This is a genomic window from Myceligenerans crystallogenes (assembly GCF_039529775.1).
GTDB lineage: Bacteria > Actinomycetota > Actinomycetes > Actinomycetales > Cellulomonadaceae > Myceligenerans > Myceligenerans crystallogenes.
The window spans coordinates 1,102,084-1,123,600 of sequence record NZ_BAAANL010000001.1 but is presented as its reverse complement, the minus strand read 5'-3'; the positions used below and the strand labels follow the sequence as shown (position 1 = coordinate 1,123,600).

The following is a 21,517-nucleotide window of genomic DNA, read 5'->3' as shown; positions in this document are numbered from 1 at the left end:
TCGCACCACCCTGACCTGCGGCCCGGCCGTGCCGCGAACGCTCCGGACATCTGCTTGGCAGGCCAGGCGGAGCTACCCCAGCGTTTAACACCGACGATACATAAACGGCATGTAGTGGTATTTGTTGTCTGCAAGTCTCTAGGCGCACCCCCCACTAGATCTACGCGAGGAACGGGACTCCCGGCTCCTCCCGCCGCGCGCCGGTGTGCCGCGGCGACGTTCCGTCATGCACGTCCCGGCAACCACGCCGGATCTGCCTCATCCCCCAGACCGCACCATTCCGCGTTCAAGGAGTGTGCACCATGACTCACGGAACCACGACAGCCCCCCTCGCCCACGACGAGCTCGACCTCCGCCACGCCGATCCCGAGCGCTCGGTCCTCGCGGCGGCCCTGCGGCACGACTGGGTGCCGGCATCCCCCATGTCGATCACCGAGTACCTCGCGCAGGGCCGCCAGGCGCGCCTCGTCGGGGTGTTCCCCGGCCTGGGCAGCCGCGCCGCGTACCGCGACCTCGGCCGCTTCCTCCTCGACACCGGGATCGACGAGGTCACGAGCGTGTACCGGCAGGCCGCGCATGCCCTGAGCCCCGGCAAGCCGCCCGAGAGCGTCCTCGAGATGCCGGCGGGCTCCGGGCGCCTGGAACGGCAGGCACGGATCGGCGCGCAGGTCCTGACACACAGCCTGGCCTTCGAGGCGCACCTGCGGGCGACCGCCGAGCGCAGCGGAACGGCGCTGACGTTCCGGGCGTACACCGGCGAGAGCTTCGGGATCCTTGCCTCGGCGGTCGCGAGCGGCAGCATCTCGGTCGCCGCCGGGGTCCGGATCGCTCGCGCCTTCACGCCCCTGTCGCTGGTCGCGGCCGAAGGCCTGCGCGACGGCGAGCCGATCGCCCGCGAGCTGTCCGCCTACCTGCCCCGCCGGGCCGCCGGCAGGCCGCTGGTCCCCGAGCCCTTCCACGTGATCGGCGTCAGCGGGACGCCCGAGTCGCTCGCCGGGGCGCTGGAGGAGATCGGCCGCCACTTCGCCGTCGACGACGTCGAGATCCACAAGCGCTACTCCGCGACCCGCACGAACGTCTACGTGCGCGGCGCCGTCATGCCGGCGTTCGGCCGGCTGGCCGCCCGTCTGGACGGCATCCAGGTCGCCGAGCTCAAGGAGCCGACGACGTTCCTCGCCCACTCCCGGCGCCTGCGGGCGGTCCGTACCGGGCTGGAGCAGTTCATGGACCGCCAGGGCATCGAGGTGGGGGTTCCCCGCGTCCCGCTGATCGCGAACCACCGGCCCGCGGTGCTCACCACCGCGGCGGAGGTGCGCGAGGCCATCCTCGCCATGACCGACCAGGTCATGGACTCCCGGGCGACGTCGGAGATCCTGGACACCCTGCACGCCGACCTGGCCGTCGAGCTCGGCCCGGGCGGCCGGTCCGTCGAGCTGCTCCAGGACAACAACCTGCAGACCCCGGTGACCGCCTACACGGGCGCCGGTGCCGAGACGGCCCGGATCTTCCGGACGATCAACGGCGTCAGCGGACTCCGGCGCGAGCTCGAGCGGACCCGGCCCGCGGGAGAACATCTCGAACCGCGCCACCACGACATGCTGCGGGCGATCTTCCGTTCCTGCGCGGAGAGCTCCTTCACCGAGGACTACACCGTCCGCGCCCTGGGCAGGATCATCGTCCGCGAGATGCTCCGGCCGGAGCAGGACGGATCCCCCGCCTACTACCGCCTGCTGGAGGCCTTCCAGCACACCTGGGCGTACCGGAACCGCGTCGACGTCGGATCCGGCGAGCTCGTCCTGCGCGCCCGGCTGAGGAAACGACGCCCCGGCGAGCCCGGCGGGCCGAAGGGGACCTACGCCGAGCTCCGCACGCTCGACGCGCGGGGCGTACCGTCGAGCCGCCACGTCGAGGGCGTGCTGAGCGCCGAGACGACGGTGATCCGGTTCGACGGCCTGTCGCACGTCGACGACGGCACGATGCAGCGGCAGCTGGGTCACATGGTCGCCCGGCAGCCCCTGGCGCGCATGGTCCACGACCAGCTGGCGGAGCTGATCGCCGCGACGCCGTCCGGTCCCGGGGCGTCGCGGACGGGTTCGGCCGACAGGATCGCCTACCAGTACACGCTGTACCACCTGCTGCGCCTGCGCCGCCCGTCCGTCGTGGCGCAGCGCGACCGCTACCTGCGGGGCGACGACGCGCTCGGCTGGCTCACGGCGCTCGCGGTGTCGGGCGCCGCCGGGCCGGCCGACGTCGTCGTCGTCCACGATCTGGTGCTGCGCGGCAGCACCGACCGCGCGGCGCTCCGCGCCGCCGTCGACCGGCTCACCGCCACGATGCGCGATGCGGTGACCCCGGTGATCTCGCCCGACGGCGTACCGCTGTACTCGCGGCGGGACCTCGGTTTCGCGGTGCGGGCGATCGTGCTCGGCGGAGCCTTCGAGGGGCACCGGGACCGGTCGCATCTCGCGGGCGACACCTGGACCGTCCGGTTCGATCCCGCCGCCACCGGCCTCGGACGCGTCCCGCGCGACGGCGAGGGCGGGTTCTCCGTCACCCTGCGGTCCGATCTCGACGTGTCGGCCCGCGGCGTGAACCCCGCGCTCGACCACCTCGACGACCTCTCCGCCCTCGGCCTGACCACCGAGAAGAAGATGATCCTGCGGCACGCCCAGGGCCGGCGGATCCTGAGCACCACGATCAGCGGCTACATCAAGGCGGACGAGCGGGTCGTGGGTTTCGGGGCGGGTGGAAGCGAGTCCATGACGATGTTCCTGGTGCGGGACGGCAGCACGCGCGTCGTCGTGCGCAAGATCCTGAGCGAGGCCCTCGTCACCGCGGCCTGGCGCCCCGACGGCACCGGCGTCATGCTGCCGCCCTTCGCCAAGGCCCGGCAGCAGGCCGAGTACCTGCGGCACCTGCCGGAACCGGTGAAACCGTACTTCCCCGAGGTCTTCGACGTGCTCGAACACGAGCTGCCCGCGCCGCCCGGCGACGAGACCGGCCGGCCCCGTCAGGAGGTCATCTACGAGATGAGCTTCGTCGAGGGCGCCGAGGTCAGCCGGTACGTGGAGCGGTGGTCGCCGCCGCCGGCCGTCGTCGCGCGGATCTACGGGGCGATCTACGACGTGCTCGACCACCACGTCCACACCGTCAACCGCGTCCCGGTGCCGGCCGGGACGCTCGAGGAGTCCTACTTCCGCAAGATCGAGGACCGCCTGGAACTGTGCCGGCGCACGGCCCCGCACACGTTCGGGCCCGCGCTGCTCGACCCGGAGACGATCACGATCAACGGCAACACCTTCCGCAACGCCCTGGCCCTCGTGCGGTGGTTCCGCGACCACCCCGCGCATCACCAGGTGCTCGAACCCCGGTTCCACTCCCTGGTCATGGGCGACACCAACACCGAGAACGTCAAGATCAGCCGCACGCGGCCGCTCGTGGTGGCCCAGAAGCTGATCGAGCAGGGCGCCCCGCGCCGGGAGATCGACGCGGCCCTCGCCGCGATCACCGCCCGGACCCTCGGGATCAAGTTCCTGGACCCGCGGGCCATCGGCTTCCGGAGCACCGGGCGGGACACCGTGGACGACCCGATGTACGACAACAAGCCCTGGCACAACTCGATCGGCCATTACGACGAGATCCATTTCGAGCACTTCCAGCTCGACGTCCGGACCGGCGCGGGCCGCGCGCCGGAGGTCCGGATCGCGTTCGACGAGGGAAACCCGTTCCAGCGCGCCTACCGGGTGCGCGACGTCGTCGAGCACGGCGAGGAGGTGGATCCCGAGCACCCCCGCGGTATGGAGGACCACTTCGCCCGGGTCATGCGAGGCGCGGCCGGAACGCCGGACGGGACGTCCCCGGTGCCCGCCGAGGATCCCTACTGGCTGGTGCGGTTCGTCTTCATGATGGGCACGCACTTCACCGCCATGCCGCCCTTCCACTTCCAGGCGGAGCTCGACGGCACGATGGTCGACACGTACGACGTGCAGCGCCGGCCGGTCGCGATCTACTGCGAGGGCGTCAAGTGGCTGAACTGGGCCGCCGACCTCCTCGAAGGCCGGCGCACCTCGTTCCTGGGGGTCCCCGCGCCCAGGCTCTCCTGAGTCTCCCGGCCCGGCCCCGCCCGTCGCGCGGCGGCCACCGCGGCTCCGGACCCGATAGCCGATATCGGGTCCGGAGCCCTAAGGTTGCCTCGACGAGCCAGGCCGCGGACCGCAAGGGAGCGAGCATGCCGGACTCCGAGGAGACCACCAGGCGCTACATCAGGAACCTGATCGCGGACATGCTGGAGATCAACCCGGCGTGCCTCGCCGAGACGGACCTCCTCGCCGACCACGGCGCCGACTCGCTCGTGCTCGTCGAGATCGTCGGGGCCCTCGAGCGCACCCTCGGGATCACCGTCACACCGCACGACGTCGGCCGGATGGTCGACCTCCGCGGCGTGTACGCGGTGGTCGAGGCCGCCCGGCCGACGTCGTGAGCTTCCCCCCGGCCCGGAGCCGGGCCGGGGGCGCCGGACGAGGTCAGCGGGCGGCGAGACCGAACCGGAAGTTCTCGAAGAGTTCCGTCTCGCGGGCCTCCGAGCCCCGCATCCGGAGCGCGTAGCTCAGCAGGGCGTGCGGGATCATGTAGAGCCGCAGCCGTTCCTCCTCGCCGGCCTCCGAGATGTTGTCGATCACCCAGGCGATGGCCGACCTGCCGTCGTAGCGCTCACGAGGCTGGAAGATCAGATCGGGGCGGCCGATCTCGCCCAGGACGTTCAGGACGTAGCTCACCGGGAAGGCGTTGTTCGCGCGGTCGATGCCGTGGTCCAGGTCGCCGAGCGCGTCGGCCATGCGCTCCAGGGCGGCGGCGGGGATCAGGTGCATCCGGCCGGTCAGCATCGCGAGTTCCACGATGTACGGGTAGGCGATCCCGCTGGGGAAGAAGTTCGCCCCCGGATCGACGAGGTCCAGCACCGCGACGACCTCGTCCATGTACGAGTCCAGGTCCGGCAGCTCGTCCCCGAGGCGCCCGAGGTTGTGCAGCGCCGTCACGTAGTACTGGCTCATGTGGACCCGGTCCTCCCAGGGCACCGCGTCGAGCAGCGTCCGGGCCTCGGCCAGCCAGTCGACCGGCGTCCGCAGGTACTCGGCCCTGCCGCTCATCGCGATCGCGTTCAGCATGGTCAGCAGCGGGTACGCCTTCTTCCACTCGGTCGGGATCGCCTGCGGGAACGCGGGGAAGATGCCGATCTCGTCCGCCCGCGCCATGTACTCGAGCGTCTCGCGCATGTAGTCCCGGTCGCCGTCGAAGATGTACTCGTCGTACCCGAGCAGCGTGACGACGCTCAGGAACATCGAGCCGGCCCGGCCGCGGAAGTAGGGCGCCGGGATGTTCTCCAGGAGATCCAGGCCCTCGACGACGTGGTTGCGCTCCGGTGTCACCAGCCGCTCCCGCAGGCCGAGCTGCCCGATGGCGAGGAAGACGGTGGAGCTCGCGGACAGCCGCTCGTAGTCCCCGTGACGCCCGCGGTTCTCGTCGGCGATCCCGTCGGGCGCGATCTCGTCGAGCACCGCGAGGACCTCCGCGGGGAAGTCCAGGGTCCCGTCGACGAGCAGCGACCGGTCGACCCCGAGCTTGGCGAACGTGTCCATGACGAGGCTGCCCGCCATCGCCCGGAAGTAGGGGTTCGGCTCGGCCCGGGCGGCGTCGAGCAGCGGACCCACGGACCGCAGGATCTCGGCCTGGTTCACCGCGTGCGCCGGGTCGGCGACCAGCAGCGTGAACTCCGCCAGCTGCCGGCAGAAGTCCGCGTAGGGCTGAGCACCCCCGAGCTTCCCGGACAGCTGGTCGAACGTGGTGCGGACGTGTCCCGCGATCGCGGGGTCGAAGTCGATCACGTACTGGCCGAGCCCGATGCCACGGATCAGCCTGCTCCAGGGTGCGACGATCATGCGCGACTCGTTGGAGAGATCCTGCAGGCCGGACACCGGAAGGTCGTTCGAGGTTTCGATCACCGTGCGCTCCAAACGCTGAGACCTACGCCGCCCCCTGGACGCACCATCGCCCGACGTAAGACCAGACTAGGACACGTTCTACCTGCGCCGATGTAAATTCTGTGTCTCCGGGAGGTTCCTCGGGAGCGACCGGCGGAAGCCTGCCGCCCTCCCCGCGCGAGGACGCGTCCGGGAGAATACTTACCTATCTGTAAGCAAGTCGGATAAGCTGCCTCACGTCCATCGACCGAGGGAGTCGCAATGAAGCGCACCACCCGTCACCTGCCCGCGCGGGCCGCACTCGCGGCGCTCGGCGCGGCGGCCGTCACCGCGGTCACCGCCGCCACCACCGCCGTCGTCCCCGCCTCCGCTGTCCCGATCAGCGCCGACGTCTGGATCACGACGTCCGACGGCGGCAGCCGCCTGACCCACGCCGGCAGCGTGCCGTTCGACGCCGCGCCCGCCGCGATCGACATCGCGGTCGACGCCGGCACCACGCACCAGCGGTTCAGCGGCGCGGGCGCGTCGGTCACCGAGGCCTCGGCGTCGTTGATCAACGACCTGCCCGGCACCGCCCGTACCGCCCTGCTGCGCTCGCTGTTCTCGCGGGACGGCGACGGGATCGGGCTGAGCTACCTGCGTCAGCCGCTCGGGAGCAGCGACTTCAACTCCGGCGGCTTCTACACCTACGAGGACACGCGCGGCGCGTTCTCGATCGCGCGGGACGAGCAGGAGATCCTGCCGGTGCTGCGCGACGCGCGCGCCGTGAACTCAGGGCTCCGGTTCATGGGGTCGCCCTGGTCGCCGCCCGCCTGGATGAAGTCCGGCGGCTCGCTCAACGGCGGCAGCCTGCTGCCGGACCACTACGACGACTACGCCGCGTACCTGGTCAAGGCGATCCAGGCGTACGACGCCGCCGGGATCCACCTGGCCGATCTGACCGCGCAGAACGAGCCGCTGTTCGCCACGAGCTACCCGTCCACGAGCATGTCGGCCGCCCAGCAGGCCGAGTTCCTCCGCGAGCTCGACCGCCGGCTGACCGCGGCGGGGCTGGACACCCAGCTGTGGTCCTACGACCACAACTGGGACCGGCCGGACTACCCGCTGGAGGTGCTGGCCGCCACCCGCGACATCGCACGCGTGCAGGGCGCGGCGTTCCACTGCTACGGCGGCTCCCCCGAGTCCCAGGCGCAGCTCGTGGCCGCGGGCGAGCGGGTGTACTTCACCGAGTGCTCGGGCACCGACAGCACGGATCCCGCGACGACGTTCGGCGACACGCTCCTGTGGCACGCGGAGAACCTCGTGGTGCGGAACCTGCGCAACGGCGGCGAGACGGTGATCAACTGGAACCTCGCGCTCGACCAGAACGGCGGCCCGCACCAGGGCCACTGCGGGACGCGCTGCAACGGCGTCGTCGAGATCTCGGGCGGCACGGTGCGGCGCAACGCCGAGTTCTACACGCTGGGGCACCTGACCAAGTTCGCGGACCCGGGCGCCCGGCGGATCGGATCCACCGGCCAGGGCCCGGGCGGCGTGCAGAACGTCGTCCTGCAGAACCCGGACGGGACGCGGGTCGCGTACGTCGTGAACGCGACGTCCGCCCGGCAGACCGTCTCGGTCACGGACGAGGGCCGCTCGCTGCGGTACGCCCTGCCCGCGCGATCCGTGGCCACGTTCACCTGGGACCCGCAGGCCACGAACCCCGCGGACCCCGGCATCGACACCGGCGCCTGGTACCAGGTGCGGCCCGCCGCGAGCGGCAAGTGCCTCGACGCCGCCGACTGGGGCACCGCGGACGGCACCCGCCTCCAGCAGTGGACCTGCGGCGCCGCCACCCAGGCGAACCACCGCTGGCAGTTCCGCGCTACCGCCGACGGCCACTACCAGGTGGTCAACCAGCACGCCGGCAAGGTCTGGGACGTCGACGGCGGCCCGGGCACGACCGCCGACGGCGCCCGCATCCACCTGTGGACCTACGTGGGCGGCACCAACCAGCAGTGGCGCCCCGCCCGCTCCGGCGACGGCCACACGTTCACGGCCCGCCACAGCGGCAAGTGCCTGGCCCTGGGCGCGGCCACCACCGCCGACGGCACGGGCTTCACCCAGCAACCGTGCACGGGCGCCGCGACCCAGCGGTTCCGCCTCGCCAAGGTCTCCTGACCCCGCCCGGATCGCGTCGGCGATCCATCTGCCCGCTCCGCGGCCGGTGCTTCCTGGCAGGCAGAAGTCGCGGGGCAGGCAGTCATCGCGGATGAGCGCGCTCTCATCGGCGATAACTGCCTGCCCCGCATCGGTCAGGCGAGGGCGGGGCTCAGGTGGTGGGTGGCGAGCGCCCGGGTGGCCTGGCGGGCGCCGGCCCGGAGGGATTCCGGGGTGGTCGCGCCCGTGAGGTGGGCGGCCAGGAAGCCGGCGAAGAAGGCGTCGCCGGCGCCGTTGGTGTCGACGACGTCGGCCGGTTCGGCCGGGCATTCCGACCAGCCGTGGTTCGTGAGGGCGATCGCGCCCTTCGCGCCGAGGGTGCAGACCACCGTGGTGGCGCCTCGGTCCACGAGCGTGCGCATCAGGGACGCCCGTTCGTCCGGGCCGTCGACGCCGTCGTCGTTCAGGAAGATGTGGGAGCAGGCGTCGGCGAAGGGGCGGTGGAACGCGGCCTCGCCGTCGTAGTCGTGGAGGTCCGTCCAGAGGTCGGCGCCGCTCGCGCGGGCCGCCGGGATCAGGTCCAGGCCGCTCGGGCTGAGGTCGAGGACGATGTTCTCCGCGGCGGCCAGGCGGGCGGCCACCCGGGCGTCGTCCGGGCGGACCGGCTCGGACGGCGTCGCCAGATAAATGGAGACCCGCTCGCCGTCGTCGGTCATGAGGTTGAGGTGCTGCTCGCTCGGGCCAGGGGCCCGGTGCGCGAGGACCTCCAGCCTCTCGCTCGCGCGCGCGAGCGCGCCGAGCACGCGCTCGGCCTCGGCGTCGTCGCCGACGGCGGTCACGAGCGTGACGTCCAGGTCCAGGTCCGCGAGGTGAAGCGCCTTGCCGGCGCTCGTCCCGCCGACGGTGCGGACGGTATCGCGCGCGAAGACCGTCTGGGGCCGCGGCTCGGGCAGGGCGTCGAGGCGGACGAGCGTGTTCCAGGACGCGGGGCCGACGACGACGGTGCGGGGAGCGTTCATCCGCTCATCCTCACCGATCGGCCGGGTCCGGGCGCAACGCTTTTCCGGCCGCGGCCCCGCGCGATCAGGGCTCGAGCACGATCCTCAGCCGATGTCCCAGAGCTGGTTGTCCCCGAAGTGGCACTCGTAGACCTGCACGCGGGCGCCGTTGTCCTCGGACGCCGCCTCGACGTCCAGGCACAAGCCGGTGGCGACGCTGCGGAGGCTCCCGTCGCCCGGGGAGCTCCAGCGCTGGTTGGCCCCGCCGTGGCACTCGTGGATCGCCACCGGGACGCCGCTGCTGCCGCCGCTCGCATCGTCGAGGCACTTGGTGCCGCCCACGCGGAGCTCCCCGGTCGCGGTGATCGTCCACTGCTGCGCCACGCTGTCGTTGCAGTCGTAGATCTGGAGGGCGGCGCCGTCGGTGAACGCCGCGTTCGGGACGTCGAGGCACCGCTCGGACCCCGCACCCGCGATCGTGACGACCGCCGGCGGGGGCGGTGAGGGCGACGGTGCCGGGCTGGGCTTCGGTTTCGCCGGAGACCTCCCGTCGCCCTCCTTCTTCTTCGCGCCGGATTCCTGCACCGTGGCGGACGGCGACGGGCGCGCGTCCGCACGCGGAAAGCCGACGTCGTGCGTCAGCACCCACGCGGTCGTGACGACCGCGACGGCCGACAGGATCCCCGCGACGACCCACGTGAGCACCGTGGCGGCGCGGGGCCGGGCGGGCGGTCCGGCGTCGTACATCGTGGCGAACCTCCTTCGCGGCGGCCTGGCGGACGAGCCAGACCCTACCGCGGGTCACCGACATCCCCGGTGGTCCCGGCTGCCGCCGCTAAACGATTCGAGCGCTGGCTCGCCGCCCGCCGGCCGCCACAACCTTGCGGCACGTAGTCCGCTGCCCGCACGGGCAGCAACAGCTCGAGGAGGAGCACCCCATGACCGTACGTGCGCGAATGCGCAGTATCGTTCTCGTCGCCACGATGGCACTGGCCGCCCCGCTGGGCCTGGTCGCCGTCGTCGCGGCGGACACCGCTACCGCGCCCCCTGCGGCCGCTCACGGCAGTGTCACCAACCCCCCGACGCGTAACTACAGCTGCCTGGAGCGCTGGGGCGACGACCACCTGAACCCGAACATGGCGGACACGGACCCGATGTGCGCGGGCGCGTGGCAGCACGACCCCAACGCCATGTGGAACTGGAACGGCCTGTACCGCGAGAACGTCGGCGGCAACCACCAGGCGGCCGTGCCCAGCGGCACGCTGTGCTCCGGCGGCAAGACGTTCTCGCCGCGGTACGACTACCTCGACACCCCCGGCGGCTGGGTCGCCAAGGGCGTGCCGACCAACTTCACGCTGACGCTGACCGACGGCGCCAACCACGGCGCCGACTACCTGCGGATCTACGTGACCAAGCCGGGCTTCAACCCGTCGACGACGCGCCTGGGCTGGGAGCACCTCGACCTGGTCAAGGAGACCGGCCGCTACCCGGCGCAGTCGCCGTACGTGACCGACGTGAACCTCTCGGGCCGCAGCGGCCGGGCCGTGCTGTTCACGATCTGGCAGGCCAGCCACCTCGACCAGCCGTACTACCTGTGCTCGGACATCAACATCGGCGGCTCGGACTGGTACCCGAACTCCGGCAGCACGCCGTCGCCCGACCCGACCACGCCGTCGCCGGACCCGACCACGCCTTCGGCCAGCCCGAGCGTGTCGCCCACGTCGACGCCCAACACGTCGCCGAACCCGACGACCAAGTCCTGCACCGCCGCGATCACCGTCGTGAACTCCTGGAGCGGCGGCTACCAGGCCGACGTGAAGGTCACCGCGGGCAGCTCGGCGATCAGCGGCTGGGACGTCACCGTCAACGGCGCGACGATCAACCAGGCGTGGAACGCCTCGCTCTCCGGGGGGAACAAGCTCTCCGACGCCGGCTGGAACGGGAACCTCTCGTCCGGCGCCTCGACCACCGCGGGATTCATCGCCAGCGGCAGCGCCAGTGGCCTCAGCGCCACCTGCACCGCCTCCTGACGACACACATCCGGCGGTAGCGCCGGTGAGGTGACGTTCCAGGTACGCCACCCACCGGCATCTCGAAGACGCCGGGGCAGTGACCACTTCACGCGCGGTCACCGCCCCGGCGTTGAGCTGTGCCCGGGACCCGCTCGCCTCGCCCCCGCGATGGCGAGCGCTTTCCACTTAATGGCTTAAGTTGCTGGCGCTCCTCAACGATCCTCGCCCAGCCTGGCGTCGTCACCACGGCCGGCCAGCCGGCCGGCCGAGCTCGAGGAGGAGCCCATGACCGTACGTGCGCGCCTGCGCAGTCTTGTTCTCACCGCCGCCGTGGCGCTGGCAGCCCCGCTGGGGCTCGTCGCCGTCGTCGCCGCGGACACCGCCACCGCACCCCCCGCGGCGGCGCACGGCAGCGTCACCGACCCGCCCACCCGCAACTACGGCTGCTGGAACCGCTGGGGCGACGACTTCCAGAACCCCGCGATGGAACAACAGGACCCCATGTGCTGGCAGGCCTGGCAGCACGACACCACCGCCATGTGGAACTGGAACGGCCTGTACGAGGAGGGCCTCGCGGGCCAGTACGAGACCCTCGTCCCCAACGGGCAGGTCTGCTCGGCCGGTCAGACCGGCGACGGCCGGTACAACTCCCTGGACGTCCCCGGCGACTGGGTCGCCAAGGGCGTGCCGAACACCTTCACCATGACGCTGACCGACCAGGCCAGCCACGGCGCCGACTACCTGTGGATCTACGTCACCAGGGCCGGGTTCGACCCGACCACGCAGGCCGTGGGCTGGGACGACCTCGAGCTGCTGAAGAAGACCGCGCGGTACGCCCCGGCGTCGTCGTACAGCGCCGACATCTCCCTGCCCGGCCGCTCCGGCCGTGCGGTGCTGTTCACCCTGTGGAAGGCGTCGCACGCCGACCAGGTCTACTTCTTCTGCTCGGACATCAACATCGGCGGCGGGGACATCACGCCGTCCCCGGGCACGCCCAGGCCGTCGGCCACGCCGACGCCGTCCGCCACGCCCACGCCGAGCTCGCCGGGTACCCCGACCGCGTCGGCCACTCCGACGCCGTCGAACCCCGGCACCGGCTCCTGCGCCGCCGCGATCCGGGTGACCAACTCCTGGGGCGGCGGCTACCAGGGTGAGGTGGTCGTGACGGCGGGCAGCAGCGCGATCACGGGGTGGAAGGTCGTCGTCGGCGGCACGACGATCACCCAGTCCTGGAACTCGACGCTGTCGGGCACGAACACCCTGACCAACGCGGGCTGGAACGGCAGCCTGCCCGCGGGCGGCACCACGACGGCCGGCTTCGTGGCGAACGGGACCGCAACCGGCCTGAGCGCCACCTGCACCCCGGCCTGATGGCCCACGTCTCCGGGTGCGGTCGCGCACACCGCACCCGGAGACCGCGCGGAGGGCTGGGTGAGGGTGCGTCACACATCGACGTGACCAATCAGTGAGACCTATCTTGTCGATCGGTCGCGGCGGGGTTAGGCTCCCCGCATGCGCATGCTGCGAATGTGCCGCCGCTGTCGGTAGAGCGTCCACGCCACGTCTGACCTGTGTCGAGACCGTGTCCCACGGTCCACCGGTCGTGACGCCCGTGCGACGCTCCCGATCTTTCCCACCATCGACCCCAGGGACAACCGGCGGCGCGCGCACCCGCGCGACGTCGTCGGACACGGACCAGCCCAACCGCCGCACGACACGAAGGAAGAGACACCATGGCCCGCATCTATGACGACGCGACCAAGCTCATCGGCAACACCCCGCTGGTGAAGCTCAACTCCCTGGCCAAGGACCTGCCCGCCACGGTCCTCGCCAAGCTCGAGTTCTACAACCCGGCCAACTCGGTCAAGGACCGGATCGGCGTCTCCATCATCAACGCCGCCGAGGAGTCGGGTGAGCTGAAGGAGGGCGGCACGATCGTCGAGGGCACCTCGGGCAACACGGGCATCGCCCTGGCCTGGGTGGGCGCCTCGCGCGGCTACAAGGTCGTGCTGGCGATGCCGGAGACGATGTCCAAGGAGCGCCGCGCGCTGCTGCGGGCGTTCGGCGCGGAGCTCGTGCTGACGCCGGGCGCCGAGGGCATGAAGGGCGCCGTCGCGGCCGCCGAGAAGATCGCGCAGGAGCGCGAGGGCGCCGTGCTGGCCCGCCAGTTCGCCAACGAGGCCAACCCGAAGATCCACCGCGAGACCACGGCCGAGGAGATCTGGGCCGACACCGACGGCAACGTCGACATCGTGGTGGCGGGGATCGGCACGGGCGGCACGATCACGGGCGTCGGCCAGGTGCTCAAGGAGCGCAAGCCGGACATCCAGATCATCGCCGTGGAGCCCGAGGAGTCCGCGATCCTGAACGGCGGCCAGCCCGGCCCGCACAAGATCCAGGGCATCGGCGCGAACTTCGTGCCGGAGATCCTCGACCGCGAGGTGTACGACGAGGTCATCGACATCAACTTCGGCACCGCGATCGAGACGGCGAAGCGCTCGGCCGCCGAGGAGGGCCTGCTGGTGGGCTCGTCCTCCGGCGCGGCGTTCGCGGCCGCGCTCCAGGTGGCGGCGCGCGAGGAGAACGCGGGCAAGACGATCGTCGTCATCGCCCCGGACTTCGGCGAGCGCTACCTGTCCACCCCGCTGTTCGAGGGCCTGGTCGACTGATGGCACGGTCCTGGGCACCCTCCTTCTGGCGGCTCCTCGTGGAGGACGCCGAGACCGCGCGTGCCCAGGACCCGGCCGCGACCTCGCTCGGCGCGGTCGTGATGACGTACCCCGGTGTGCACGCCGTATGGCACTACCGGTTCGCCCACGCCATGTGGCAGCGGCCCGCGCTGCGGCTGCCGGCGCGGGTGCTGTCGCTGGTCTCGCGGATGCTGACCGGGGTGGAGATCCATCCGGCGGCCCGGATCGGCCGGCGGCTGTTCATCGACCACGGCATGGGCGTGGTGATCGGCGCGACGGCGGAGGTCGGCGACGACTGCCTGCTGTTTCACGGCGTGACCCTCGGCGGCCGCTCGATGAGCCCGGGCAAGCGCCACCCGACCCTCGGCGACCGCGTCCTGGTGGGCTCCGGCGCGAAGGTGCTGGGCCCCCTGTGGGTGGGCGACGACGCGAAGATCGGCGCCAACGCGGTGGTGACCCACGACGTCCCGAACGGGGCGGTGGCGGTGGGCGTCCCGGCACGGAACCGCATGCCGGCCACCGACCGCGGGACGGAACCCCTGCAGGACCCGTCCCAGCTGATCGAGTACGCCATCTGAGGACCGGCGGGTCGCGGCGGCCCGCGCCGCTCCCCGCCGGCCGGCCGTCAGGTGTGCGGCGACAGCGCCGGCTGCGGGGAGCCGTCCACCTCCGCCGTGATCCGGCGGCGCAGCGCGAGGGCGATGCCCGCGATCGACAGGCAGCCGAGCGTGACGAGGGCGATGAAGGCCACGGACAGGCCGCGGTCCAGCAGGAACCCGGCGGCCACCGGGGCCGCGATGGCCCCGACCTGGAAGGCGCCCGAGCTGATCGCGTTGTACCGGCCCCGGAGGTGATCCGGGGCCATGTCGTTGGTGAGGGCGGGCAGGGCGGTCTGCTGGAGGGTCTCGCCCAGGGCGAAGACGGCGTGGAAGAGCAGCACCGTCGCGGCCGCGGCCACGCCGCCCGGCATGAGGCCGGTCAGGCCCAGCAGCACCCAGGCCGCCGCCCACACGATCGCCATCAGGGCGAGGACGAAGGTGCGGCGCCGGCCCCGCGTGCGGTTCATGACCCAGAACTGCAGGGCGACGATGACCACCGTGTTGACGACGAACGCGAACCCGATGACCTGGGTCGAGACCCCGGCGACCCCGCGCGCGTAGGCCGGGAAGCCGCCCTCCATCTGGCCGTATCCCGCGAACGACGCGAGCAGCGTGAGGACCGTCAGCCAGAGCACCTCGGGGCGCCGCAGGATCGCCGGGTAGCTCTCGGTTCCGGGGCGGGTCGCGGCGGCGCCCGACGACGCCGGGCTCCCGCCCGCCGCGGGTGCCGTCTCCCCCTGGCCCGCGGCGGATCCGGCGGGCGAGGTCGCGGTGCCGCCCGCGGCGTCGTCGTCGGGCATCGTGCGGACCTCGCGGACCGCACGGCCGGACAGGCCGCGCAGCGGGCCGAACAGGACCACGGCCGGGATGACGAAGGACGCGGCGTTCACCAGGAAGGCGGCGACGAAGGTGACCGGCCGGTCGACGTCCATGGCGAGGCCGCCCACGACGCCGCCCACCCCGATGCCGAGGTTGAGGAGCGCGAAGTTGACGCCGAAGTAGCGCTGACGCAGGTCGCCGGTGACGATCGTGGCGACGAGGCTGTTGTTCGCGGGCCAGGAGACGCCCATGAAGACGCCCGCGAGCGCCAGGCCGAGCGCCGCCGTCCAGGGTTCGGTGGCGAAGGCGAGCACCGTGTAGCCGACGACGGCGCAGGCCAGCCCGCCGAGGATGACGACGCGCGCACCGAGGCGGTCGATGAGCGTTCCGGCCGGCGCCGTGACGGCGAGGCCGACGGCGGCGAGCACGCCCATCAGGGTCCCCGCGAGGTCGAGGGAGAACCCGCGGACCTCGTGCAGGTAGATGATGGTGAACGGCAGGGTGAGGCCGCGGCCGAAGAACTGCAGGACAACGGTCGACAGGAGCCAGCGGCCGCTCACGGGGAGCTCGCGCCAGAAGCCGAGGGCCCCGCTGGGTGGAGATGATGTCACCGGGCGATCCTGCCCCGGCCGGCGGCCGCGCGGCGAGCGGATATCGGACGCGGCGCGCGCCGCCTGGTGACCGGCCCGTCACGGGCAGCGCGGGACCGGGGCGCTCCACGTGGTGTTGGAGCGGTTGGCGACGTAGTAGTCGGTGACCCAGCGGCCGTCGCGCAGCTTGTTCCAGACGTTCGTGGTGCCGACGGTGCCGCCGGCCTTCTGGCAGATCACGTGGGCGAGCGCGCCGCGGCGCAGCTGGCTGCCCGTGACGGGGAAGGACGTGCCGGGGCCGGTGCGGGCGTTGAGCGTGTCGATCGTCACCTGTCCCGGGTAGAGGCAGCGCGGGATCGAGGAGGTGAAGGTCGTGTCCGACGGCGTCGAGACGTAGTAGTCGCTGACCCACGCCCCGCCTGCCAGCCGGTCCCAGACCTTGGTGGTGCCGACCTGCTGGCCGGTGGCCTGGCACAGCACCGAGAGGGTCGCTCCCGGCTCGTGGGTGCGGACGACCGGGTAGGAGGCGGCGGGCCCGCTGCGGGCGTTCAGGGGGCTGGTGCTCGTGACCCGGTAGGTGCGGGCGACGGTGGCCACGGGAGCCCGCAGGACGTCGGAGTCGATGTTGATGGTCACCCCTCCCCAGGTCTCGTCGTGGTCGCCGCGGTACTGCTTGGCGCGCTGGTAGGCGGACCAGTGCGAGTCGGGGGCGGTGGGCCAGCCCTGGAGCGAGGTCGAGCCGTCCCAGCGGGCCATCCAGACCGCGTCGGGACGGGCGTAGCTGGTCGAGTCGTAGGAGTTGGACAGGTCGCGCAGGCCGGAGTCCTGGTGGACGTAGACGCCCGCCAGGTATCCGTCGGCGTGCAGGGACTTGGTCCAGGCCGAGACGTAGCGGCGCACCGCCGTGCGGCACGTCGAGTTCTCGCGGTCGTAGTGCTCCACGTCCGCGTACAGGGCGCTGCCCGGCCGGACGCCGAGCGCCGCGGCGCGTGCGACGGCGTCGTCGGCGTCGCTGTTCCCGCGGGCCGCGGCGCTGGTGACGGTGTAGCGGTGCGGCTTGTCGCCGAACATGCAGAACGGCTGGTACCCGAAGTAGGTGGGCAGCAGCTTCCAGCCGGCGGCCGTGACGTCGTGGACCCAGTCCCTGGTGAGGTTCGGTTGCGCGCACGCGCGGTTGTTGCCGCCGAAGTAGATGTTGACGGCCCGGTACGGCGAGGTCCCGTTCCAGGCGTCGAGCGCGGCGCGGGAGGGGGCGGTGCAGGCGTCGAAGCCGAGGCGGTCCGCGCGTGTCACGGTCGACCCAGAGGGGTAGGCCACCGGGGTCTCGGGTTCGGCCGCCGCGGGCGGGGCGAGGCCCACGACCAGGAACGCCAGGACGCCGCCGATCGCGGCCAGACCTCGTGACTTCCAGCGCCTCATGGCGCACCTCCGGAGAACCGAACTACCCCCTCCTAGAGATCATCCGCCCGTGGCCACCGTCCGTCAACGCGTGATCGGATCCGCGGGGTGTCCGCGATCGTGGCTGGGTTCCGGCGTCCGGCCGGGTTCCGGCGTCCAGCCGGGCTCAGGTGCAGAGCCGGGCTCAGGTGCGGAGCGGGCCTCCAGCGCGGAGCCGGGTTCAGGCGCGTAGGTGGCGTTCCGCCAGCGCGGGCGGGGCCTTGGCCAGCCAGGCGTCCTCGAGGGCCTCGGCGAGGTTCTCGTCCGAGACGGCGTCGAGCTGGATCAGCACCCCGGGGAAGCCGTCGAAGTGCTGGATCGTGAAGAAGCCCGGGCGGGCCGCGGCGAGGATCGCCTCCTTGTCCTGCAGGTCGTCGGTGCCGACCGCGAGGATCGGGCCCGGCGGCACGGGGGCCTCGCCGAAGCGCCTGAGGTCCGCCTTGGTGAACGGGCGCTCCCAGGCGAACGCCTTGCCGGCCACGTACCAGGTGCGGTGGTGGAAGCGCGTGCCCTCGGACACCTCCGGCAGTTTCGCCACGAGGCGTTCGACGTCGTCGTAGGTCGCCATGCGCCGCAGCGTACGCGGGGAGTGTTGCCCTCGGCGGGGCACGTGGGGCGACGTCGTACCAAACCCAGCGGGGTAGGTGGGCGGACGTCCTGCCGAGCCCGGCGGGGCAGGTGGGCCGACGTCCTGCCGAGCCCGGCGGTAGGTGGACGGACGTCCTGCCGAGCCCGGCGGGCACCTGGGCCGACGTCGTACCGAGCCGGGCGGCGTCGTCGTCGTCCACGGTAAGGTGTCCGCAGTACCTGGGACGCGCAGTCGCAGAAACCTGCCCGCTCGACGACGAGGACTCCACCATGCGCATCGGCCTCCAGACCGGCTACTGGTCACGCAAGCCCCCGAAGGGGATCCAGCAGGCCATCGGGCTCGGGGACAAGCTCGGCCTCGACTCGATCTGGACCGCGGAGGCGTACGGCTCCGACGCGTTCACGCCACTGGCCTGGTGGGGCGCGCGCACCAGGAACGTGCGACTCGGGACGGGCATCGCCCAGATGGCGGCGCGGACGCCCGTGGCCACGGCGATGCACGCGATCACGCTGGACCATCTGTCGCGCGGACGGTTCGTGCTGGGGCTCGGCGCCTCCGGCCCGCAGGTCGTGGAGGGCTGGTACGGGCAGCCGTACCAGAAGCCGCTGGCCCGCACCCGCGAGTTCGTCGAGATCGTGCGCGAGGTGATCGCCCGCGAGCGCCCCGTGGCCTACGACGGCTCTTTCTACACCATCCCGCTGCCTGCCGACGCGACCGGCGCGACCGGGCTGGGCAAGGCGCTGAAGCCGACGGTCCACCCGTTCCGCCCGGAGATCCCGGTCGTGCTGGCGGCGCAGGGGCCGAAGAACATCGCGCTCGCGGCGGAGATCGCGGACGGCTGGATGGGGTCGTTCTACGCGCCGCGGCTGGACGGGGAGTTCCGCGAGCAGCTGGACGCCGGGTTCGCCGAGCGGCGCGAGGAACGTTCCCCGGCGAGCGGTTTCGAGGCGATCGCGACCGTCCCGGTGGTGGTCCGCGACGACATCGAGGCGTCCGCCGACCTGATCCGGCCCTATGTGGCGCTGTACGCGGGCGGGATGGGCGCCAAGGGCGCGAACTTCCACAAGCGGGCGCTGGACCGGATGGGGTACGAGTCCGCGATGGACGAGGTGCAGGAGCTGTACCTGGCGGGCCGCAAGGAGGACGCGGCCCGCGCGGTGCCGACGGAGCTGGTCGACGAGGTCGCGCTGATCGGCCCGGCCGCACGGATCCGGGAGCGCTTCGCCGCCTGGGAGGACACGCTGCTGACGACGATGCTGCTGCAGGGCGACCCGGCGTCGGTCCTGACGGTGCTGTCGATCGCCCAGGAGCACGCGGCCAAGGACGAGACAACGTCCCCGTCGGCCCGCCGCGCCGCTGGTGCCCGCGCGGCGGCGGGCCGGGCCTTGTCGAAGCTGGCGCCGTCGAAGATCCCGGGCGGCCGCTGACGGCCTGCGATACGGCGGGCCGTTGCCGGGCAGGGCCGGCGCGACGTCGAGCCGTCGGCCTTCTGCCGGGCACGGCCGGCCGACGCCGGGCTGTCGGCCCGATGCCGGGCAGGGCCGACGCGGTGTCGAGCAGGTCGGCGCGGCGCCGGGCAGGGTCGGCGCGACGTCGAGCCGTCGGCCCGATGCCGGGCAGGCGGCCCGATGCCGAGCGGTCGGCGTGACGCCGAGCCCCGTCGGCCCATTGCGGAGCATGGTCGGCGGACTATCAAGCGGTCGGCTCCTTGCCGAGCAAGGTCGGCGCGAAGTCGAGCCGTCGGCCCCTCGGGCGACCGACCGCAATGACATCCGGCCGACCGCACGACATGGGGCCGACCGCTTCTAGGGGGCTAGGGGGGTCGGCGGAGTACAGGGGCACAGGGCGCACGGGGCGCGCAGGGGGGTCAATGGTGGGATGGAGGTGTGGATAGTGGGCGGGGGTCGCGGTTGGGGGGTGTCAGGCTGGGTGGGTGACCAGCAGTGAGATCTTTCTTGCGCGTGAGGGCGACCGGGACCGGCTCCGGCGGTCCGCGGAGGCGGGCGAACTGGTGCGGGTGCGCCGCGGGGCGTACACCGGGCCGGCGAGCCTGCGCCCGCGGGACCTCCTTCTCCTGAGGATCCGGGCGCTGCACCGGCAGCTACGGGCCGAGCACGTGTTCTCCCACAAGTCCGCCGCGGCACTCCACGGCCTGCCGATGTGGACCCTGCCGGAGCGCGTCGACGTGATCCAGCAGTACCGTGCCGGAGGGAAATCGTCCGCCGACATCGCACGCCACCGGATCCCCCTCCCGTTCGACGACGTCGTCACGATCGCAGGCGTCCCGGTCACGAACCTCGCACGGACCGTGGTCGACTGCGCGCTCGCACTCCACCCTATGGAAGCCCTGGTCATCGCGGATGCCGCGGTCCGAGCGGGCCTCGACGTCGACGAGGCGGCAAAGCTCCTGGGTGTCAGACGCAACCGCCGCGGGACCGCAGCCGCCCGTCATGTCATCTCGAGCGCCGACGGCGGTGCGCAATCGGTGTGGGAGAGCCGGACCCGCTACATCCTGCTCCGCGCGGGCGTTCCGGACCTGGTCACGCAGATGCCGGTCCCGACAAGGCTCGGCACGTTCCACACCGACCTCGGTATCCCCGGCCTTCGCCTGGCCATCGAGTTCGACGGCAAGATCAAGTACCGCACCGGGGCCCTGGGTGCCGAGCACGACGGCGCGGACGAGTTGTTCCGCGAGAAGCGCCGCGGAGATGCGATCGCGGAGGTCGTGACGATGGTGCGGACCACTGCCGCAGACCAGCCCGCGGCCCTGGTCGACCGGGTCACGCGCCACCTGCCTCCGGAAATGCGCGCCTCCCTCAGGATCGACCGCCGCATGCCTCCACCCCTGTAGCGTGCATCCCGGTGAGGTACGCGGTCGGCCGGACGGCGGGCCAGGCCGGCCGGACGCCGGGCAGCGGGCCGACGGCGATCCAGGCCAGCTGGATGCCGAACGAAGGGCCGGATGGCAGGCCACTCGGCCAGATGCCAAGCGAACGACTGGATCGCAGGCCACTCGGCCAGATGTCGAACGGACGAGCCAGACGGCGGTCCAAGTCGGCCACATGTCGAACGGACGGCCCAGACGGCGGTCCGAGTCGGCCACATGTCGAGCGGACGGCCCAGACGGCGGTCCGAGTCGGCCGGAAGTCGAGCGGTCGGCCCCTCGGGCGGCCGACTGCAAGGACATCGGACCGACCGCACGGCAGGGAGCTGGCCGGGTCAAGTCGCGGCAGGGGGTGGGAACCAGATCGCGCTTTTCAGGTCGACCCGTCGGCCGTCCTTGGTCAGCGGGCAGCCTTCGGCGCGCAGGGCCTCAAGCGCTGCGGTCAGATGCCGGGCGGGCGGCGAGCCTGCCGCGTTGACCACGCGCCACCACGGCACCTCGAACGTGTCCTGAGCAGGGCCGATGACGACGGCGTCGTCGGGCACCAGATGCTTGTACCGGTCGCCGGACCCCGCCATCACGTTCCCGACCTGCCGCGGCCCGCCCCGCCCGAGTTCCTCGGCGACGATCTCCGCGATCAGCCCGTACGTCATAGCCCGCGCGACCGGAATCCGCCGCACGATCCCGAGCACGGCAGCGGCATACTCCTCGCCGGGCGTCACAGCCCCCACACCATCCGACACGTCAGCATCGTAGGCGCACCCGATTCCATGTCGAGCACC

16 protein-coding genes are annotated in these 21,517 nt (G+C 72.2%); 9 read left to right on the top strand and 7 right to left on the bottom strand.

Translation table 11 applies throughout. The features are described from left to right. Positions 1 to 302: 302 nt before the first annotated feature. Together ABD208_RS04560 and ABD208_RS04555 are read left to right on the top strand one after the other, a co-directional pair. Positions 303 to 4,103, top strand: coding sequence for a hypothetical protein (locus tag ABD208_RS04560; protein ID WP_344099925.1), 3,801 nt, complete (start codon positions 303 to 305; stop codon positions 4,101 to 4,103). Positions 4,104 to 4,228: 125 nt separating this feature from the next. Further along, positions 4,229 to 4,480, top strand: a complete 252-nt coding sequence (locus ABD208_RS04555) for an acyl carrier protein (RefSeq protein WP_344099923.1) — start codon at positions 4,229 to 4,231, stop codon at positions 4,478 to 4,480. A gap of 43 nt (positions 4,481 to 4,523) precedes the next feature. Here ABD208_RS04555 and ABD208_RS04550 read toward each other — a convergent pair whose 3' ends face one another. Continuing rightward, the gene (locus ABD208_RS04550; protein ID WP_344099921.1) at positions 4,524 to 5,999 is read right to left on the bottom strand and encodes a hypothetical protein; all 1,476 of its coding nucleotides are present in this window, start codon (positions 5,997 to 5,999) and stop codon (positions 4,524 to 4,526) included. A gap of 240 nt (positions 6,000 to 6,239) precedes the next feature. On the opposite strand from ABD208_RS04550, the gene ABD208_RS04545 reads away from it, so the two are divergent. Continuing rightward, positions 6,240 to 8,138, top strand: a complete 1,899-nt coding sequence (locus ABD208_RS04545) for an RICIN domain-containing protein (RefSeq protein WP_344099919.1) — start codon at positions 6,240 to 6,242, stop codon at positions 8,136 to 8,138. A gap of 134 nt (positions 8,139 to 8,272) precedes the next feature. On the opposite strand, the gene ABD208_RS04540 is transcribed toward ABD208_RS04545, so the two are convergent. Both ABD208_RS04540 and ABD208_RS04535 read right to left on the bottom strand, forming a co-directional pair. Next, positions 8,273 to 9,136 (bottom strand): carbohydrate kinase family protein, encoded by an 864-nt coding sequence (locus ABD208_RS04540; RefSeq protein ID WP_344099917.1) that lies wholly within the window; start codon positions 9,134 to 9,136, stop codon positions 8,273 to 8,275. 84 nt (positions 9,137 to 9,220) lie between these two features. Then, positions 9,221 to 9,862, bottom strand: a complete 642-nt coding sequence (locus tag ABD208_RS04535) for an RICIN domain-containing protein (protein ID WP_344099915.1) — start codon at positions 9,860 to 9,862, stop codon at positions 9,221 to 9,223. Positions 9,863 to 10,071: 209 nt separating this feature from the next. On the opposite strand from ABD208_RS04535, the gene ABD208_RS04530 reads away from it, so the two are divergent. From ABD208_RS04530 to cysE, 4 genes are all read left to right on the top strand, one after another. Then, positions 10,072 to 11,145, top strand: coding sequence for a lytic polysaccharide monooxygenase (locus ABD208_RS04530; RefSeq protein ID WP_344099913.1), 1,074 nt, complete (start codon positions 10,072 to 10,074; stop codon positions 11,143 to 11,145). Positions 11,146 to 11,412: 267 nt separating this feature from the next. Next, a complete protein-coding gene (locus ABD208_RS04525) occupies positions 11,413 to 12,498 on the top strand; it encodes a lytic polysaccharide monooxygenase (RefSeq protein WP_344099911.1) in 1,086 nt (361 codons plus the stop codon). A 362-nt stretch (positions 12,499 to 12,860) separates the two neighbouring features. Beyond that, complete coding sequence (gene cysK, locus ABD208_RS04520; RefSeq protein WP_344099909.1) at positions 12,861 to 13,796, top strand: cysteine synthase A; 936 nt, start codon at positions 12,861 to 12,863, stop codon at positions 13,794 to 13,796. Further along, the gene (gene cysE, locus ABD208_RS04515; RefSeq protein ID WP_344099907.1) at positions 13,796 to 14,395 is read left to right on the top strand and encodes a serine O-acetyltransferase; all 600 of its coding nucleotides are present in this window, start codon (positions 13,796 to 13,798) and stop codon (positions 14,393 to 14,395) included. Before cysK ends, cysE begins: the two co-directional genes overlap by 1 nt. Positions 14,396 to 14,442: 47 nt before the next feature. On the opposite strand, the gene ABD208_RS04510 is transcribed toward cysE, so the two are convergent. The 3 genes from ABD208_RS04510 to ABD208_RS04500 all read right to left on the bottom strand — a co-directional run bounded on the left by ABD208_RS04510 (position 14,443) and on the right by ABD208_RS04500 (position 17,830). Beyond that, on the bottom strand, positions 14,443 to 15,846 hold the full coding sequence (locus ABD208_RS04510) for an MFS transporter (RefSeq protein ID WP_344099905.1): 1,404 nt from the start codon (positions 15,844 to 15,846) through the stop codon (positions 14,443 to 14,445). Positions 15,847 to 15,924: 78 nt separating this feature from the next. Beyond that, the gene (locus ABD208_RS04505) at positions 15,925 to 17,244 is read right to left on the bottom strand and encodes a glycoside hydrolase domain-containing protein (protein WP_344099903.1); all 1,320 of its coding nucleotides are present in this window, start codon (positions 17,242 to 17,244) and stop codon (positions 15,925 to 15,927) included. 199 nt (positions 17,245 to 17,443) lie between these two features. Further along, positions 17,444 to 17,830, bottom strand: a complete 387-nt coding sequence (locus ABD208_RS04500; protein WP_344099901.1) for an MmcQ/YjbR family DNA-binding protein — start codon at positions 17,828 to 17,830, stop codon at positions 17,444 to 17,446. Between the two features lie 290 nt (positions 17,831 to 18,120). Here ABD208_RS04500 and ABD208_RS04495 point away from each other — a divergent pair, with 290 nt between their 5' ends. Next, positions 18,121 to 19,278, top strand: a complete 1,158-nt coding sequence (locus tag ABD208_RS04495; RefSeq protein WP_344100037.1) for an LLM class F420-dependent oxidoreductase — start codon at positions 18,121 to 18,123, stop codon at positions 19,276 to 19,278. 506 nt (positions 19,279 to 19,784) lie between these two features. Continuing rightward, positions 19,785 to 20,702: a type IV toxin-antitoxin system AbiEi family antitoxin domain-containing protein gene (locus ABD208_RS04490; RefSeq protein WP_344099899.1), complete on the top strand. Its 918-nt coding sequence runs from the start codon at positions 19,785 to 19,787 to the stop codon at positions 20,700 to 20,702. A 368-nt stretch (positions 20,703 to 21,070) separates the two neighbouring features. Here ABD208_RS04490 and ABD208_RS04485 read toward each other — a convergent pair whose 3' ends face one another. Then, entirely contained in the window at positions 21,071 to 21,478 is a 408-nt protein-coding gene (locus tag ABD208_RS04485) for an MGMT family protein (RefSeq protein WP_344099897.1), read from the bottom strand. Between the last annotated feature and the right edge of the window lie 39 nt (positions 21,479 to 21,517).